Genomic DNA, 18,720 nt, shown 5'->3' with positions numbered 1-18,720 from the left:
ACTATTATCTGGGTTTGACGTTGGAGGACATGGGCGATAAGGAAGGAGCAAGAAAAGCCTATGGCAGCGTCTATTCCGTAGACATCAACTTTAAAGACATCCAACAACGTTACGAAAAGACGTTCAGCTGATCCCGTTTTCTCCGAATTCGTGCGCCGCTTGAAGCATTTGGGAGAGTACGGCGCTCGACGGAGAAAGATCAGGGAAAACGCTCCAGAGGCCTTTTCCCCTCGATCACCAGCAGCGAAACGTCATCCTTGAACGTCGCGGAGGAATTGAAAGATTTCACCTCGGCGATGATGGCGTCGACGAAGGGCTGAGGCGGGAGATGATGATATTTCAAAATCAGTCCTTCCAAGCGTTCGGGAGAGAAAAGTTCTTTCCGTTCGTTGCGGAATTCCACCAAGCCGTCCGTAAATAAAACGATCTTGTCTTCGGGTTCCAGCCGAATGACCTTTTCATCGTAATCGTCCGATTCCATAAGTTTCAGCGGGTAGCCGTGTTCGGTCTTCAATAACTCCACTTTTCGTTCTCTCGCCCGGAAAAGCATCATCGGTTCGTGTCCGGCGGAGGAGTAGCGAAATATCATCTTTTCCAAATCCAGAACGCCATAGAACATGGTAACGAAAAAAGTAGGAGCGAGATGAGCGTTCAGTTTTTCGTTCGTCGCTTTCAACACCGTGCTCGGATAATGGAAGGCGCCCAAAAAGGAATGAACGATCGTGTGGGTAATCGCCATGACGACGGCGGCGGGTGCGCCATGCCCCGTCACGTCGGCCATAAGAATTCCCCACTTCCCCCTCCCGGCTTCGATGACGTCGAAATAGTCGCCCCCGGCGAGGGCGCAGGGTTCGTAATACTTGCCGAATTCGATCTCCGGGTGGAGAGGAAAACGGGCGGGCAAAAATGAACGTTGAATATCCGCGATCAAAGCGATGTCTTTTTCGATGGTTTTTTGAGCCGCCGACAGCTGCAGGTTGGACTCCTCCAATTTCTTATTCGCCTCCAAAAGACGATGCTGGAGATCGCGTATGCGCAATAACGATCTCACCCGCGCTAATAGTTCCATTTTTTGAGGCGGCTTGACCAGATAATCGTCCGCTCCCGCATCCAATCCCTCGACCTTGCGGCTGGTTTCCGATAAGGCGGTCAAGAGCATAACGGGAACGTAATTGTCGTTGCTGAAGGATTTGATCTTTTGACACGCCTCGAAGCCGCTAATACCCGGCATGCATACGTCCATGATGACCAGATCCGGCAGGTTCGATTCGACCGCATCCAGAGCCTCCTCCCCCGATTCGGCGCAACGAACTCCATAACCTTCCAGGCGTAAAATAGCGCTGAGCAAATCGAGATTGATTCGCTCGTCATCAACGATAAGAATATCGCGCTGTTTATTGGAAGAGGATTCGTTTTTCATAACGCCAGAATATCCTAAAAACGGCGGTATCAATAGATTACGCAATGATAATCTCTATCTTTAATAATGTTGCATAATAATATTTTTCCCAAATAGAGAAGAAAGAAGCGTATTTCATAATTCCTTTATTTTTTACTGACCACAAGCCGCTAACCAACGACTGCTGTTTTCAAGTTCATTCGTTATAGCGATACTCGTCCGCCAGAGTGAGCGCATCGACGAATATGGCGAAAGAATCGAGAAAAATCTCGTCTTTATTCGACCAGATCATATCCGAACGAACGCCTTCCGCATCTTTAAACGGTTCTACCGCTTCCAAAAAGCGTTTGCGATCGATCGGTCCAACATCGATGCGGCTGGAAGGATTTTTCTTATGTTGTTCGCGAATCGAATTATCCATATCGTCCATCGGCTTCCAATAGTTCATGGCGACGGAGTGTTTTTCGTCCGCCGGATCGAGATCGAGCCAGTGCAGCGTCTCGCCGGCGGTAATCCCCGTCATATAGGAATATTCCTTGTGCGACATTTTGATGGCTTCCAAGGAGTCAATTTGAATCAGACCGATCTTCGCAAAGGTTGGAATCAAGGTTATGAAATTTTTGATCAATTTGATGGTGGACAAGCCTCCCTTTTTTTGGGGGTCTTCGATGAATTTCTTGAACCAATCGAGTTCCTCTTCGGCGTAGACAATGATCTTTTTCCGCGCTTGCAAATATTGCTTATAACGCTCGGGATCGATTTTGCCGTCTTGCGGCTCGGCGAATGGATACTGCTTGTCGAGAGCCTCGGATTTTTGTTGATATTCCTCCATATTCTTGGCCATTTGCGTAAAGTTTCTCGCCACCATATAAAACCCGCCTACCGCTACTAAAATGAAAATGACGATGAGGCCAAGACAACCGCCGCAACCGATCCAAATCCAACGTTTTCCTGACATTGGACAATCCTTTCCTCAAAACCGATGATGTTAAAATAATATCAAGTTTGAAATATCTTCTCTCCCTCGTGCGAATCCGCCTTACTTTATCATAAAAAAGGAGCCGGAAAGAGGGTGAAATTCATTAATTGCTCGCATTTTGCCTACAGCCAAGAATTCAGGTCTTAGCTTTAAAAGTTATTTCGTCTTTTTTGTCTAACGTCAAGCGCGGCTTCTTGTTGCATGATTCCGGCGCTCGCCGTGCGAGGAGGGATCAAAACGAAGCTTGTCCTCCCTACTCCCATTCTCCGCCTTTCTCCAAAGATTCTCTTTCAAAAACAAGAAAAAAACCTCGATCAAGAGTTGGAATTCTTGCCCGTTATCGATTTTCGCCGTTATGATATCCCTAATCCACCGATAAACTGGAATAATCGCCATGCCCATGGTTAGTTTCTTTCCATGAACGAATCCCGCCGCCTCGCTCGAATCGCCTTTTTCGGAAAAGTCCTGTTTGGAAGAATCGTTTTCCTGATTCTGTTTTTCTTTTTATTTTACAGTATAGGAATTTTCTATTTGCCCTATTCCGGCGATGGTTCGCACATCGCCTTCCTGGCGGAAGAAGGATGGGCGGTTACCATGCACTCTCCTTTGACGGCTGTGGCGCATCGCGCAGCGTACCTGATCCTGCGTCCTTTTGAACCTAAATATACTGCCGAATGGTATATTGCCGCCGCCGTCAACGCCGTCATGAAGCCTATGCGGACGATGTCGATAGGCGCCCATCCGGCGTTGGACGCTTTTCTCTCTTGCGGGGCGTATGCGGAATCGATGGCGCAGTTGGCCAAGTCGACGCATTGGGGCTGGTATACGACCAGCGCCAGCAGCGCCTTGGCGGGATCGATCGCTCTTCAAGTATTGTTCGCCATCCGCCGGCATCCCCTATTTCTGATAGCGAATATCTTTACGGGATCCTTCATGGTATTTGCGGGAGAAGTGGAAAATTACGCCTGGATCAATTTATTTTTGTTGTTGACGTTTCTCTACGTCGAGAAATATCTGCTAGGCCAAGCGAGATTGTGGCCGGGCGCGCTTTGCTTCTTCATCGCCGCGCTTTTTCATGGACTGGCATTATTTTACCTTCCGCCTTTGATTTGGATTATGACGAAGAAAAAGGATTATCGTCCCTACGAATTCCTATTGCCGTTTTTGTTCTATATCGGCGGTTATCTTCTATTGAATACGGCTTTGCCCCATGAAGGAATTAACATCAACATAGGACGATTGGTGCCCTGGTTCAAAATCAACCGGAAAGGCCAGCATTTTACTTTTTTCACGTGGATTCATCTCTACGTCAAAACCTATTTTCACCTCTGCGCATCCTATTTTGGCATCCTGCCCGCAGAATGGCCGCTGCTTTTCTATTTCCGGCGCATGATAGACGGAGATTTCAAGCGTTATCTCCTTTTTTGCAGCGCGATCGGATTGTTCTGGCATACTTTATGGCATCCCGATTTAGGCTGGATCGATTGGGATCTATTCAGCCAAATCTATATTCCCCTGCATCTCCTCCTCGGTCTTTTGCTCAGCGAACAGGCGGAAGACTGGCGCCGGGCCGGAAAGCGAAGAGACAACGCATAATATTTGCGTCATTGCTAACTTTTTCCGCGGATTAGCAAGAATCCCCTGGACAGAAGGCGGTTGAATTCGGGATAATAGTATTCCATGGCGCGAAGCTTTTTGTTCTATCTCCGTTTGGAATCTCCTTTTCGTTGGCTAAAAGGACAAGCCGAAGCAGCGGCGGCGAGATCGTATGACGGCGTTACCCCTGCCGGATGGAAAGAAAGGGAAGCGCAGCGTTTGTCAAACGTGGATATTTACTGGATAATATTGTATAGAGCGAATGGTTGAGAAAGGCGCACTGATGAGCTCAGAAGGATTAATCGTAAAAGAAATCAAAACGGACGAATGCTTTCAAGTCAGCGCCATTGGCGATTTGATCATCACCAATGCTAAAGGATTGCAACGGCATATCGATAAAGCGATCGCCGACGGCATGACGGATATTATTCTCAACCTAACGCAGATCGATTATATCGACAGTTTTGGCATCGGCGTCGTTGTCAAAACGAAGTCGGAAATCGACAAGCGAAAAGGGAGGTTGAAAGTGGTCGTAAATCCCATCTTAATGACGCTTTTCGAGAAATGCCATCTGGACGATTATATCGACTTAGAAGTAGGTGAGGGAGAGGAAACAACTTGAAATCGTACGCCGCCAATTCTATCGAGAGAACGTAATGATCCCCCGAAAACGCTCGACACCATTCTATATTCGGAAAAAAACATTAATGACAGTGTAGTTCGAATCGAACGAACCGGTCTTCTCCGCCTTATTTGCTCCGCTTAGCGCCCCTTTTCTTCAAATCCCTTTCTTCGAGAACCGTACGCAAAAGCCCTTGCTTTTGATTTAATGCGATGGAAACATCGTGCCACAGAGTTTTGAAAGCGGCAATGCGGATGGGGACTTCGCGCTTAAGGATGTATAGAGAAGGAGTATCCAGTAATAGCTTTTTGATATCCTTCCATAAATCGAATACTTTTTCCGGAACGGCCATACTGAGAAACTGGGCTTTACGGGTCAATTCGACCTGGAGAGCGCGAAAATCCTTCTCGTCGTTCGGAGTTACCTCCTCCGAAGCGAGCGCCCTTTCGAAATAAACCATATATTTCTGCCAGAGTTTGATATATTCCTGCAAACGTTGGATCAAGATTTCCGCTGGAACGTCAGCAACCATAAGAAGAATCGCCTTTAATTATTTTTTTTCGGAAGCGATGCGCGGAGAAGAATGCTCCCCTCCTCGTTCCATATCGTCTATACCCTTCAATTTCATCATTTTTCCCCTCTCCATAAGAAAAGAGAGGATTGAGAGAGAACGAAACAACCAACTTAAACCCATGACTTATGCAACAAGAAAAATCTCGAAAATTTGCGAATTATGGCTTGCCGCATCGCCTTCTTTGGGAGGCGGCTGCAAGACGCAACGGATTCCGAACGTTCTTTTTCATCACTCTTTATTGAACCATCCGAGACTTACGACAACAAACGCGATGAAAACCAGTATTGCTAGGCCTACGCCATACTCGATGTAATCAATGAACGTCATAAGTTCCCCACCTGTTTGCGTCTTGCTCCATTCGTTTTCGTTCGTAAAAGGCGCAAACCAGAGCGCATTTCAATCGTTCGGCGAAATTATTCCGTTTCGTAAGAGAAATAGAAATCGCCGACTTTGTTTTCGTACCGCCGCAGGTCCCAATAAAACTTCTCCATGGGTTCCATTTTGCGGAAAGAATCGATAACGAACATCAAATCTTCGTTGATATCCCGCGTTTTGTAAAGATGATCGAACGACGCGTCAAGTTTTCGTTCGCGGTATTTAAGATCAAAGGCGTCGCTCTGTCCATAGTGATAAAAGCCTTCCGCCGCCTTACGGAAGTGGGTAAAGGAAGCAATTGCTTTTTTATGGAAAGATTCCAACGACTTGGGCGGAGCCATCTCCTTGACGCTTTCTTCCAGGCTTTGCGCGTTCAATAGAAAATTCTTCGCCGTAAGTTTGCCTTGCAAGGCGCGGTACATATCGGTTAAGGTTTCGTCCAGTTTATGCTCCGTCGAACGGGCGGCGAGAATCAAATCTCTCGGCATGGCGCCGATGAAGCCGAAATCCTGCAGCGTAGTATTCATCCTTTTCAGGAAGTCGTTCAAAGATTGCAGATAATTGTCTTCTTCGACGGCCGTCTTCGTCGAGACCAGAATTTCAGGCGCTTCTTTTTCCAGTTTTTTCAGCCGCGTCGCTATGCCTTTGTAGTCATCGCCCCGCACAGAATTGCGCAACCATTGGAGATCGGAGGAAAGCGTCCGGAACCAATCCCGATAATACTTCAACGCGCCCGCATCCTGGGCTTCCTTTAGCGTCGAGCCGATCTCTTCCGTCCGCTGCGCCGCTAGCTGTTGAATGCTTTCGGGCAATTTCTCCTTCGTTTTTACGGCTTCTTCGTATTTTTTGTAAACGTCGGCGTAGGTCTCGCCTTCCTGGGGAGAGGATAGGGATTTCAAAGCGCCGTTCAACGCTTGGGCTTGTTCGGGAACAATGCTGAGAGCGTCCTGTTTTTCATACGGCTTCAATTCCGACTTTAATTGATATGCGAGAATGGAGCGGTTGCGGCTTTCCGTTTTCGCCGTAGTTTTTTGGGAGATTATTCTTACCTCTTCGTCCTTGGCGAACGCGGCTTTCCAATCCTGGAGAGAGATCAACCGCTGCAATTCGGCTACGCCGTCGAGGAGGCCGGTTTTGATTTCCCGGCCTTCCTGGTCGAGAGCGTGTTCGCCGATCCAAGAGGCTGTTTGGCTGTACTCCGCCGCGCTGCGTTCGAGGTCTTCCTTCATCCCCGCATAGATTTGATCCCTCGCCTGGCAAGCGGCGTCGGCATGTTCGTAGGAGGCTTTATATTCCTGATCGATCTGCTTGACTTTAGCTTCCGCGAGGCTAACCAGGGACTGGCTGTAAAGGGAAGGCTTCTTTTCGGGAGCCAACTGGCGATCCAGTTGTTCTTTCATGCCTTCCAATTCTTTCAAAAGGGCGTAGCTGCGCTGCTTCCACGTAAAATATTCCGCCTTTTCCGCCCATTGCGCCGATTCGATGGCCAATCGATTGGCGTCTTCGTAGCGATGCGCTTTTTGCGCCTCTTCAGCCTGATTGAGAAGAGAAAGCGCATTTTGAATTTCCGGCTCGGAATAGGTCATCGATTGGGCTTGGAGAGCGGAATCGGTTTTATTGCGCGCCGCGATAACTAAATTGTTCAATGCATCTTCGGATAATTGGGCGGTTTCGATGGATTTCTGGTAAGCTGGTTTAAATTCTTTTTTGGCGATAAGAGCAGTCGTTTCCTCACGCGCTTCCATCGCTTTGCGATAGGCGAGAGGGCTGAGTTGATCCTGACGGGCTTGCTTGGCCAGGATCATAAAATCGTTGGCTTTGTTTAAATTTTGGTTCGATTGCAGTTGATAGGCTTTGCCTTCCGACTCTTTGGCGGCTTGGATGGCGGCTTCCGATTTGCGGATGCTGGAAAGAAAACGCTGCTTGTTCAGTTCTTCCGCAGCGGCCGCTTTCAAATTGACGGCGTTGGCGTATTGCATGCCAACCCATTCGGTCGCCTTAGCCGTTTTGGCGTCATCCAAGGCGGTTTGCGTTTTTGCGATGAAATCGCCCGCCGCTTTCTCCAAGGCTTTGATGCCTTCGTCCGCCAGGGCGGCGGCGGCGTCCACGCCGGATTCCACGGCTTCGTATTCGCCGGATTTCATTTTATCGCGAAGGTCCTTCACCGCCGCTTCCACTTTCGAATAAGCTTCGGAAGCGTACTGGGAGCCGCCCTGTCCATAGAGAATGGAAAAAGGCCCTTCCACTTTCGCCAAAGCGGTTTGAGCCTTGCCGCTGCGGGCGGCGGCGATGGCTTGCAGGCTGGCTTGTTCGACTTTTTTCGCGTTGGCGTAAGCGGCGGCGAATTGCTTGTTTTGAATCAAGTCTTTCACGCCCGCAATGGCTTCCTGCACCTGGGCGAGGACGGCGGGAGCGTATTTCGGAGCTTCTTTAGCGATCGCTTCCTGTACGTTGGCATCCGCTTTATCGACGCTTTGTTGAGCCACCCCGCCGAGAGACTCGTTGGCGGCCGACAGCAGACGGCGGCATTCGTTGGCGGCGGCGATCACGTTGGCGTATTGTTGATTTTGCAGTTCCGTTTGACCGGTTTTCAGCGTTTCCTCGGCCTGGGCGACCGACGTATTGTAGGCTTCTACATCCGGAACGCTCAATTGTTTAGCTTTTGCGATTTCGCCCAGGATCTCCTGCAGGATGTCGCCGGCCGCTTTTTCTTGGGCGGCGGAGATAATTTCGTTGAGCGGTTGACGAACCTCGCCGGCGATAGTGATCATATCCTGCCATTTTCCGTCGCGCTCGGCGGAATCCATGGCTTTGATTTTTTCCATCACTTCATTGTATTTATCCGGAACATGGGCATCCGCTTTGAGCATCTGCGCGTCGGAAACCAATTGTTGAATTTCCTGCTTGGCTTGCGCCGCTTGGGGTTGAAGGTGGGCGTTCGCCAGCGCCTCCGTCTGCGCCACGACCAGATTGACCTCAGCGAGGAAATTGTCCAGTTTTTGTTGATCGACTTCGTTGGCTAAATCTTCATCGGAGCGGGTTTTAATCTGCGTTACGAGAGCATCCACGGGATTGACGGCTTCCGGAGTTCCCGTCTCGCGGGCTTTTTTGACGTTTTCTTCCGCCGAGGCGATGGCGTCTTTAATTTTCCCCATCTGAGTATCGACGCGCTCTTTGACTTGGGGAACCTGGATTTTAGCGGCTTCGAAACGGGCGACGGCTTGCCCCGCCGTTTCGATGGATTGCTTGTATTCGCCTTGATCGAATTCCGATTGGGCGCGGCGCAGCAAATTATTGGCGTCGTCGAAAGTCTTTTTAGCGTAGCGAGGCGCCTGGGCTACGGAAGATTCTTCCTTGGCGACGTTGGCGGCGTCTAGGCTTTTTTGCGCATCGCGCTTGGCGCACCCCACAGCGAATAACATCGGAATTAAGGCAATCAATAGAAATTGCAACCATTTCCTTGACAGTGGCGGATTCATAAAACAATCTCCTCTTAGTGCGAATTGACAGTCAGTGCGATGGATAGTCCCCGCTTCATTGACCAAAAAGGTTCAAACTTCCAACGGCGTCTCCAACTCGAGATGAGTCATCAAGTATCCCAAAGCCTCATTGAGACGCAGCATGGTGGCATGCCATTGCAACCGCAGTTTTTTGTAAAAATCGTGATGGATGCCCACCATATTCCTCAAGGTAACGGTATCGGACAAAAAAGGAGTAACGGGTTCGGCGCGATCATATTCTTTCCCCAAGTATTCCAGAAGATATTGATGTCTTCGCGCCAATTGCGCCTTGAGTTTCATAAACTCGATCTCGTGTTCCTGCGTTACATTGTCCAATCCTTCATGAAAAGCGTGTTGAAACAATTCGTCATACCGGATCCAGAATTCTAAAAATTTCTGTATGGCTTGAATTCGGAACTCGATTTCTTCTTTCTCTTTCTGATTCCACGTCGACATAAGAAAATCGCCTCTTGCGGCTTTCTCTTTTCGAGAAAAGCCTATACTGCTAATCTTTTTAACAGAAAAAAACAGCCAGGGCAATCGCAGGCGATCGCCCCGCCTATTTTAGCCTCTAGTTGTTCCCGCCGGGTGTAAAATCGCATGGCTTATTCGCGAATTGTTTGAAAACCGATTCCCTATGGCAGTTCGTTCGCGGCTTCCTGTGCGCTTAATCCGCTCAACGTATCGCCCACGCGATCCAGAGCGCCCGCTGGTCCCGATCGTTGCGGACGAGCCGGAGGCGGACTTTGCGGACTTACCACATCTTCTGTTGGGGTTTGACCCATTTCCGGCTGCGGCAAGCCCGGCGGCTGCGGCATATCGGGCAGATATCCGCCCGCCGAAAATCCCGTATCGAAGCCGCCGAATCCCTCCAACGATTCAAAGAGCGTGGGATCGATGGCTTTCACGTATTTTTCATCGTCGTATCCTTCGAATTGAGCCAATTGCCCCTTAATGAATTCGAGGACTTCCGATTCCATCTGCTTGTTGCGGTCTTTAATCTTCTCCACTTTCGATTCGGGATCTTTTGTGGCGACGTTCAAATTGTAGAAAAGAAGCGGACCCATCTCCTGCGTCTGCTTCAACATGTTTTCCAACTGATGCTTATATTTAATGGAGAACGGCCCCAAATAAGAATCCCTGGTAATATAAATAAGGCTGGGCATGCCGTCGAAGGCGACTTCGTCGCCATGAGTTCCGTCATCGTAATAATCCTTGCCGACGGAATCGGCTAATACTTGGATGTAGTAGACTTTATATTCCAGAAGATCGCCGAAAACAGCGTCATAAACTTTCTCTCCATATTTGACGGTCGCTATGGTGGGAGAACCGCCGGTTCCATCGAAACCCCCGCCATACATGCCCATGCCCATGCCCCCCATCATTCCATAACCGCCGCCCATGCCCATGCCGCCCCTCATGCCGGGGTATTGAGCCATCGCCGAACCAGGAATCCACAGCAAAGAAGCACATAGTAAAGAAGATAAGTAGAAAATGACCGATCCAATTTTTTTTCCGCTCATGGTTTTTATATCCTTTACTGTCATTTGCGCTATTTCACTGCGGGAAGGTAACACAAGCGATTTTCATCGTCAACTTGGCCGCTGCCTTCCTAAAACTAAACTATAATACGTTATCCTCAAAAAGGGGAGAGGCAAGACCCCCTAATAGGATACTCTTGGAAAATACCGATTATTATCCGAAGCGGCGGTTTCAGTTCCCAACAGAAAAATATTGTATAGGCTGCGCGGCAAAAACCCATCGTCTTGATAAGAAAAGAAGCGCAGGAGCTTGCAGCCTTATTAATCACCCTCGGTTCAACTCGCGGGAGCGGTTGGCGGCTCGGGCTACCATTTCGTGAATCATCCCCGGCAAATCCTTCTCTTTCAAGGCGGTAAGTCCCGCTTCGGTCGTTCCGCCCGGCGTGGCGACTTTGCGCACCAATTCCGCCGGGGAATCAGGCCGCTGGCGCAAGAGTTCGGCGGAACCGGCCAGAGTTTCAGTAACCAGTTTGCGCGCCGTCTCTTCCGGCAATCCCTCAGAAACGGCGGCGGCGATGAAATGCTGCGCCAGAAAGAAGATATAGCCGGGACCGCTGCCGGATACGGCGGTAACGACGTCCTGAAGCGGCTCCTGCACTTCCACGATATAGCCGACGGATTGCAGGATTTGCCGCACCCATTGGCGGTCGCTTTCCTCCAAGGTTTCGGGAAAAGTGATAGCGCTGATTCCCGCTCCCAACAGGGCGGGAAGGTTAGGCATCACCCTTACGATGCGATCGGGATGACCCAGCGCCGCGCCCAGCCGATCCCGGCTCATTCCAGCCAGGATGGAAATAACGAGATGATTATCCGTAAGTCCCCCACGCAATTCATCCTTCACTTCCGCCAGGATTTGAGGTTTGACAGCCAGAAAAACCGTAGCCGCCCGCTGGGGAGCGAGGGAATTATCCCACACAGTTTCCACGCGATAGGTCGTATCCAAATAGGCGCGGCGTTCAGGCGATTTTTCGGAAACCAGAATTTCCCCCTCGCTGACGGTATGGTTGCGAAGTAATCCGGAAAGAACGGCTTCCGCCATATTCCCTCCGCCTACGAATGCGATTTTTTTGTCGAAAGCGCTCATTGATGGTCGTCTCCCCCTTATTCTTAATTCTTAATTCTTAATTCTTAATTCTTAATTCTTAATTCTTAATTCTTAATTCTTAATTTTTAATTTTTAATTCACAATTCATCATTCTTAAAATACTCCTGCAACGCCTTCACTTGAAGGTTTTGTTTCAAATTGGACTGAATCCCCAGCACTGCGGCGCGGGCGGCGGCTACAGTGGTAACATAGGGCACGTTTTGCTCCAACGCAGAGCGGCGAAGGGCGCGCTCGTCATAGGCGGATTCCATATCCATTGGAGTATTTATTACCAGCGCAACATTGCCGTTTTTTAAAATATCCACAATGTTCGGACGGCCTTCCAGCACTTTATAAACTCGTTTACACGCAACCGTTTGCTCCTGGAGATAAGTACAGGTACCCCCTGTAGATAAAATTTCGAAACCCATCCCCTCCAACCGGCGCGCGGAATCGAGAATAGCGGGTTTATCGCGATCGTTGACGCTAATTACTACCTGCCGCTTGTCGGCGGATGGCGTCGAGGAAGGAAGGGTCATGCCCGCTCCCGCCTGCGCCTTGGCGTAAGCGCGTCCAAAATCAGTATCGATGCCCATCACTTCGCCGGTGGAGCGCATCTCCGGACCAAGAAGCGTATCGACGCCAGGAAATTTCACGAAGGGAAGCACAGCTTCTTTGACGGCGATATGCGAGATTGTCGGAAGTTCGGGCAAATGGAATGAAGCAAGGGGAACGCCCACCATCACCTGAGCCGCGATCTTGGCCAGGGGAACGCCGGTCGCTTTGCTGACGAAGGGAACCGTGCGGGAAGCGCGGGGATTCACTTCGAGAACATAAACTTTTTCCTGTCCGTCCCGCCGGGTAACGGCGTATTGGATATTCATTAAACCCTTTACGCTCAGCGCCTTAGCGAGGTCTTTCGTTTGGCGGCAGATCGTTTCGATCGTCTTGGAAGAGAGCGTGCGCGGCGGAATGACGCATGCGCTGTCGCCGGAATGGATGCCCGCATATTCGATATGTTCCATAATGCCGCCGATACAGACTGTTTCCTCATCGGCGACGGCATCCACATCCACTTCGATGGCGTCTTCGAGATATTTATCGACGAGAATGGGATGCTCCGGGGAAGCGTCCACGGCTTTTGCCATGTAAGTAGAGAGGCTTTTTTCGTCGTATACTATCTCCATCGCCCTGCCTCCAAGGACGTAAGAAGGGCGGACAAGAACAGGATAGGTTAATCGTTGGGCGATCTCTTTAGCTTCGGAAAAGGAAGTGGCGGTTCCATTGGGCGGCTGCTCGATTTTCATATCTTCGATGAGCTTGCCGAAGCGTTTGCGATCCTCCGCCAGGTCGATGGAATCCGGCGACGTGCCCAAAACCGTAACGCCCGCGCGTTCGAGAGGAACGGCGAGTTTCAACGGCGTCTGGCCGCCGAATTGGACGATGACCCCCTTGGGTTTTTCCGCCTCGATGATGTTCATAACGTCTTCGAACGTCAGCGGTTCGAAATAAAGCCGGTCTGCGGTGTCGTAATCGGTGGAGACGGTTTCCGGATTGGAGTTGACCATGATGGTTTCATAGCCAATCTCTGATAACGCCATAACGGCGTGGACGCAGCAATAGTCGAACTCGATGCCCTGGCCAATGCGGTTGGGACCGCCGCCAAGGATAATGATCTTTTCTTTTGCGCAGGGACGAATTTCGCTCTCGGTTTCGTAAGTGGAGTAATGATAAGGCGTATAAGCTTCAAATTCGGCGGCGCAGGTATCGACTGTCTTATAAACCGGCATCACGCCCAACCGCTGGCGCAAACGTCGGATATCCAATTCCTTCGCGCCCCATAAACAAGCCAACTGCCGGTCGGAAAATCCGAATTGCTTCGCTTCCAACAGAATATTTTTCAACTCGATTTCGTTCATTAGACGCTTACAATTTTCTTTTTGTTAACATAGAGGGAAACGCTCAAGGGCAGAAAAAACCTTACCCTTGCCACCATCCAATTTATCAAAGAAATGGTCTTATTTCCGATTTCAATTCCTGCAATCGCTCTTCCATCGCCATGATTTCCGCCATATTCGTCAGAAACCAGGGATCGATCTTAGTATAATTGTATACATCGTCCACGGTCATCCCGATTTGAAATGCGTGCCGGATATAGAAGACGCGGTCGGGATTGGGACGAACCAGTTTTTTGACGATCTCTTCCCGCGTACGCGGATCCTGGGGATCGCAATAACGGGGATGGTTGGGATCATGGAAAACCATCGCATCCTTGCCGTCCGCTCCCAAGCCGTAACGGTCTATCTCCAGCGAACGCAATCCCTTCTGTAAGGATTCCTTGAACGTGCGGCCAATGGACATGGCCTCGCCCACGGATTTCATCTGCGTTCCAAGAGTGGGATCGGAGCCGAGAAATTTTTCGAAAGCCCAGCGGGGAATCTTGGTTACGCAATAATCGATGGTCGGTTCGAAAGAGGCTGGCGTCTCGCGGGTGATATCATTGGGAATCTCATCCAGCGTATAGCCTACCGCCAGCTTGGCTGCGATTTTGGCGATGGGAAAGCCCGTCGCTTTGGAAGCGAGGGCGGAACTGCGCGAAACGCGGGGATTCATCTCAATGACCACCATGCGCCCATCGTTGGGATCGACGGCGAATTGAATATTGGAGCCGCCGGTATCGACGCCGATTTCACGGATGATGGCGATGGAGGCGTCCCTCATGCGCTGATATTCCTTATCGGTCAGGGTCTGCGCAGGAGCGACGGTAATGCTGTCGCCGGTATGCACGCCCATCGGATCGAAGTTTTCGATGGAGCAGATGATGACGACGTTGTCGGCCATGTCGCGCATCACTTCCAGTTCGAATTCCTTCCATCCCAGCACCGATTCTTCAACGAGAATGGTATGGACGGGGCTGCATTCCAATCCCCAACGGACAGTTTCCTTATATTCCTCCATGTTGTAAGCCGTACCGGCGCCTGTGCCGCCCAAGGTGAACGAGGGGCGGATAATGGCGGGAAACCCGACATCCTCGATGACGCGCATGGCTTCATCAATCGATCGAACATAGCCGCTGCGGGGAATTTCCAGGCCGATTTTATTGATGGCGGCTTTGAATTCTTCGCGGTCTTCCGCTTTCCTGATGGCTGGCAGTTTGGCGCCGATCAACTCCACGCCATACTTTTCCAATACGCCCGATTCCGCCAAGAAGACTGCTGCGTTCAGCGCCGTCTGGCCGCCCAATGTAGGCAAGAGGCAATCCGGCTTTTCCGCCTCGATGATCTTTTCCAGCGCTTCGGGAATGATGGGTTCGATGTAGGTGCGGTCGCCGGTTTCGGGATCGGTCATGATCGTGGCGGGATTGCTGTTGACCAAAACCACCTCATAGCCCTCTTCGCGCAAGGCTTTGCATCCCTGCGTTCCCGAATAATCGAATTCGCAAGCCTGCCCGATGATGATGGGGCCGGAACCGATAATCAGAATTTTGTGGATGTCGTTTCGGCGAGGCATACGAAGATATTATCCTTGTTCTTTCATCCATTCCACAAAGCGGTCGAAGTGATGAGCGGCATCGTGAGGACCGGGGGAAGCTTCCGGGTGATATTGTACGGAAAAACACCGTAAATCTGCACATTCCAAACCTTCCACCGTATCGTCATTCAGATTGATATGGGTAACGGATACTTTCTTTTTGTCCAACGAATCGTAATCGACGCAAAAGCCGTGATTTTGGGACGTGATATCGATTTTGCCCGTAGGAAGATGCTTGACCGGCTGATTGGCCCCCCGATGCCCGAATTTGAGTTTGTAGGTTTTGCCGCCCAGCGCCAATCCCAAAATCTGATGTCCCAAGCAAATGCCAAAGATAGGAACTTTCCCCAAAAGCTGGCGCACCGTATCGATAGCATACGTTACCGGTTCGGGATCGCCGGGACCATTCGATAAGAAAACGCCGTCCGGCGCCAACGCCATAACCTCGTCCGGTTTGGCGTAGGAAGGAACGACATGAACCTCGCATCCGCGTTCGGTCAAATGCCGGAGAATGTTTTGCTTCATTCCATAATCGAATGCCGCAACCTTATAAGGCTTCTCCGGCGGCGGGAGAATATCTTTGCTTTTAAGATAAGGATGCAACGATTCGGTCCACAGATAAGGCTTCTCCGTCGTAACGTATTTCACCAAATCGGCGCCCGCCATCGAAGGAACGGCGTCCACTTTCGCCTTCCAATCGACGCTGGAATCGCCGGGAGAGCAAACCACGCCCCGCATGACGCCATAATTCCTCAACTTGCGTACAAGCGCCCGCGTATCGATTCCGCATAATCCCACAATATTCCGGCTTTGCATCCATTCTTCCAAAGTACGTTGACAGCGCCAGTTGCTGGGGATCAAAGACGGTTCTTTGACGATGAAGCCAGAAACCTGAATTTTTCCCGATTCCACATCTTCGTCATTGACGCCGTAATTGCCGATTAAAGGATAAGTCATAACGACGATTTGACCATAATAGGAAGGATCGGTCAGTATTTCTTGATAACCGGTCATGGAGGTATTGAAAACTACTTCGCCGCCGGTTTCGCCGAGAGCGCCAAAAGCGCGGCCCTGAAAGATGGTTCCATCTTCTAAAATTAGGACGGCGGATTTTCGTATCTTCGGAACGATAAGGGATTGCGTCATTGCATTCGTATAACTTTTCGATCTGGTTCTCTATAATGTACCCGCAATGAAAGCCGTTTCAAAGCCAAAGGGCGCAAGGAAAAGCGGAAGGGCGAATTAAAATCAGGGGAGTATGTTCGTTTGGATTCATTTTGTCAATATGAAAGAGAGTCTCTACGATGAAACCATAAAAAATCGATATCGCATTGAATTTTGAAAGGCAAAAAACCGCGAATGGCCGCCTTTTATGCAAAAACCGTCTAAAAAGCCATCCATTTGCAAAACGATGATGATATACTATTGATTAATGAACCGCCTTACCGAGGAATTCGGCGATGGCAGAAAGAAAAAGGACTGAGGAGTCTTGGCTCGGCGGGAGCCTCGCCCTCCCTTCTTGTATGAAGGTGAATGGGGCAGAGCGAATCTCCTGATGAGCCAGCCTGCTCCATAAGCATCATCAACCAATCGATGGCAGCAACCAATACGGAAAACAAAATGATGAAAGCGCAACAAATCAAATCGAATATCCCCCAAACATTATTAAAGCCGGGAACGGCGTTCACGGACCTCAACGGGACGGAATGGACGATTATCGTATCCGCCGGCGACGGAACGGCGGCGGTGGAAAGCGAGGACGAGGCGGGGGAATATTCCAACGGCGTCGTCTACCTCAGCGAGGAGGGAGACACTTACGGCGCCAATTTTACGCCGGAATACATCGTGAAGAACGGCAGTTGGTATAAAAACCAATCCTTAAATGCGAAAAAAGACGAATTCGTCCTCAAGAAGAACGGCGCCTTCCGCAAAAAGGATAAATCTTCTAAGAATCGCGTCTTTTCTCCCGGCAAACCTTTTGAAATGAAAAACCATTGAGCCTCTTGCAAAATTCTATTATTCCTCCCCCAAGCTTGGGGGAGGTTAGGAGGGAGTTGTCTTAAGTCCATTAAAATCACCCCCCCTCTAACTCCCCCCAAGCTTGGGGGGAGAATGAAAAGACTGATTTTATTCATTTTGCATGAGCCTCCATTAATATTCCCCCGGAACAATTGGAATGCGTATAAAGCAGAACGGCGAGCCGCATAATCCGCGGTTCGCCGTTTGCGGTTATTACTATCGGACGGAAAGAGCAAGATTGTATCCGTCCTTGAGTCGCCACAATTCTGATACGCTTTACGGCGCCGCATCGAGAAGAATTGGCGGCGCATCGGTTTTTTCTCCGCAAAAAGCGCGCTGCAACCGCCTCAAAAACAATATATTGAAGACGCCTTGAAACATCAGAAAGCCGTACAAGATCATCCACTCGCCCGTTGTATCCTGCCCGATCTCATCGATCGTCGCTTTTTCGCCCTCGAGTTGGGCTGAGCGATTGGCTCCGATCCATTCCTCCCGCCCGATCTCATCGATCATCGCTTTTTCTCCCAGCATAAACAATACACATAACACTCCGAAAACGAGCAAAAAAACATCGAACGTCTTAGCGTTTCGCAAGGTGAAAATTCGTTGCATCCCCCAGAGAATGGAAGCGATGTTGAAGATCAGAATCAGCAAAAATCCTATTAATATCAATACGCCTAGGGAATCGATCTGCCTATAATGGATAACAAAGAGTTGTTCCCAATAAATTTGCATAGCCCCCATGTTGAAGACGAGACCAATCGACGCCAGCGTTCCAAACGCCATGACTATTTGGTAATAGGCTTTTTGGGGCATTTTTATACTCCTATCGCGTTCTCAATGGTATTGGACAAGTTCTAAACAAAGTGGAGTTTCCCAATACTGTCGCTACAATATTGGAACAAGGAGACAAGTTCCCCCACTCCCAAAGTCTCCCAGTCCCAAAGTCCCAAAGTCCCAAAGTCACCAAGTCCCCTTGTCCCCTTGTCCCCTTGTCCCCTTGTCCCCCAGTCTTATTTCTCAAGAACGATATTGATTTCGATTTTCGTTTCCTTGCTCAAATTTTTCGTCCCGAATCCAACGATTTTGGGAGGATAGCCAGGAGCGGAAGCGACAAGGGAATGCTCCTCGTACCAGGTTTCGAGGACGTATTTCCCCTCCTTGTCCGTCCAGGATTCCTGACAGGGGCGGCTTGGAGAACCTGCATAGATATTGTCTGCGACGCGAGCGCCAACGATAGGTTCTCCGGTTTCCTTGTCGGTCACTATTCCCGTTACCTTCAAATTGGGAGGAGAAGAAGGCGTACTGCATCCGCTGCAGAGAACGCCAATCGCCACTAAAAATATAATTACTTGCATGATGGAAGATATCTTTTTCATTGTTTATCGTCTCCTTAGTTCTGCTTGCAAAAAAGTCCATTCGGAATTCAAGTCCTTTATCTTCCCAAAGATGGAGGAGATAAAGAGCGGGGGTTGATAGAGAGTGCCGACAACCCCCTCC

General features: G+C 49.8%; 14 protein-coding genes and 1 pseudogene. 4 read left to right on the top strand and 11 right to left on the bottom strand.

The features are described 5' to 3' along the window. Window positions 1-199: 199 nt before the first annotated feature. Together AB1656_26485 and AB1656_26480 are read right to left on the bottom strand one after the other, a co-directional pair. On the bottom strand, window positions 200-1,420 hold the full coding sequence (locus AB1656_26485; protein ID MEW6238947.1) for a fused response regulator/phosphatase: 1,221 nt from the start codon (window positions 1,418-1,420) through the stop codon (window positions 200-202). Window positions 1,421-1,595: 175 nt separating this feature from the next. Continuing rightward, window positions 1,596-2,357, bottom strand: coding sequence for a hypothetical protein (locus AB1656_26480; protein MEW6238946.1), 762 nt, complete (start codon window positions 2,355-2,357; stop codon window positions 1,596-1,598). A gap of 438 nt (window positions 2,358-2,795) precedes the next feature. On the opposite strand from AB1656_26480, the gene AB1656_26475 reads away from it, so the two are divergent. The 3 genes from AB1656_26475 (at window position 2,796) to AB1656_26465 (ending at window position 4,596) form a co-directional block, all read left to right on the top strand. Then, entirely contained in the window at window positions 2,796-3,974 is a 1,179-nt protein-coding gene (locus AB1656_26475; protein MEW6238945.1) for a hypothetical protein, read from the top strand. An 84-nt stretch (window positions 3,975-4,058) separates the two neighbouring features. Then, the gene (locus tag AB1656_26470; GenBank protein ID MEW6238944.1) at window positions 4,059-4,244 is read left to right on the top strand and encodes a hypothetical protein; all 186 of its coding nucleotides are present in this window, start codon (window positions 4,059-4,061) and stop codon (window positions 4,242-4,244) included. A gap of 13 nt (window positions 4,245-4,257) precedes the next feature. Further along, entirely contained in the window at window positions 4,258-4,596 is a 339-nt protein-coding gene (locus tag AB1656_26465; GenBank protein ID MEW6238943.1) for an STAS domain-containing protein, read from the top strand. A gap of 127 nt (window positions 4,597-4,723) precedes the next feature. Here the strand turns inward: AB1656_26465 and AB1656_26460 are convergent, their stop codons facing one another. From AB1656_26460 to carA, 7 genes and pseudogenes are all read right to left on the bottom strand, one after another. Beyond that, window positions 4,724-5,128, bottom strand: a complete 405-nt coding sequence (locus AB1656_26460; protein MEW6238942.1) for a hypothetical protein — start codon at window positions 5,126-5,128, stop codon at window positions 4,724-4,726. 455 nt (window positions 5,129-5,583) lie between these two features. After that, window positions 5,584-9,024, bottom strand: coding sequence for a hypothetical protein (locus AB1656_26455; GenBank protein MEW6238941.1), 3,441 nt, complete (start codon window positions 9,022-9,024; stop codon window positions 5,584-5,586). A 72-nt stretch (window positions 9,025-9,096) separates the two neighbouring features. Next, window positions 9,097-9,501: a hypothetical protein gene (locus tag AB1656_26450; protein MEW6238940.1), complete on the bottom strand. Its 405-nt coding sequence runs from the start codon at window positions 9,499-9,501 to the stop codon at window positions 9,097-9,099. A 179-nt stretch (window positions 9,502-9,680) separates the two neighbouring features. Beyond that, a complete protein-coding gene (locus tag AB1656_26445) occupies window positions 9,681-10,568 on the bottom strand; it encodes a hypothetical protein (GenBank protein ID MEW6238939.1) in 888 nt (295 codons plus the stop codon). Window positions 10,569-10,851: 283 nt separating this feature from the next. Further along, the gene (proC, locus tag AB1656_26440; protein MEW6238938.1) at window positions 10,852-11,670 is read right to left on the bottom strand and encodes a pyrroline-5-carboxylate reductase; all 819 of its coding nucleotides are present in this window, start codon (window positions 11,668-11,670) and stop codon (window positions 10,852-10,854) included. Between the two features lie 98 nt (window positions 11,671-11,768). After that, a pseudogene (gene carB, locus AB1656_26435) lies at window positions 11,769-15,180 on the bottom strand (carbamoyl-phosphate synthase large subunit). Window positions 15,181-15,189: 9 nt separating this feature from the next. Then, window positions 15,190-16,347 carry a glutamine-hydrolyzing carbamoyl-phosphate synthase small subunit gene (gene carA / locus AB1656_26430; protein MEW6238937.1) on the bottom strand — a complete coding sequence of 386 codons (1,158 nt, stop codon included), beginning with the start codon at window positions 16,345-16,347 and terminating at the stop codon, window positions 15,190-15,192. A gap of 387 nt (window positions 16,348-16,734) precedes the next feature. Between carA and AB1656_26425 the strand changes: the two genes are divergently transcribed. Beyond that, complete coding sequence (locus AB1656_26425) at window positions 16,735-17,199, top strand: hypothetical protein (protein ID MEW6238936.1); 465 nt, start codon at window positions 16,735-16,737, stop codon at window positions 17,197-17,199. A 297-nt stretch (window positions 17,200-17,496) separates the two neighbouring features. Here the strand turns inward: AB1656_26425 and AB1656_26420 are convergent, their stop codons facing one another. Next, window positions 17,497-18,036 (bottom strand): hypothetical protein, encoded by a 540-nt coding sequence (locus tag AB1656_26420; protein MEW6238935.1) that lies wholly within the window; start codon window positions 18,034-18,036, stop codon window positions 17,497-17,499. 197 nt (window positions 18,037-18,233) lie between these two features. Then, the gene (locus AB1656_26415) at window positions 18,234-18,599 is read right to left on the bottom strand and encodes a carboxypeptidase regulatory-like domain-containing protein (GenBank protein ID MEW6238934.1); all 366 of its coding nucleotides are present in this window, start codon (window positions 18,597-18,599) and stop codon (window positions 18,234-18,236) included. Between the last annotated feature and the right edge of the window lie 121 nt (window positions 18,600-18,720).

This window comes from Candidatus Omnitrophota bacterium (assembly GCA_040755155.1).
Lineage (GTDB): Bacteria > Hinthialibacterota > Hinthialibacteria > Hinthialibacterales > Hinthialibacteraceae > JBFMBP01.
Note: the sequence above shows the minus strand (reverse complement) of the source record. Positions and strands in the feature narration are given on the sequence as shown.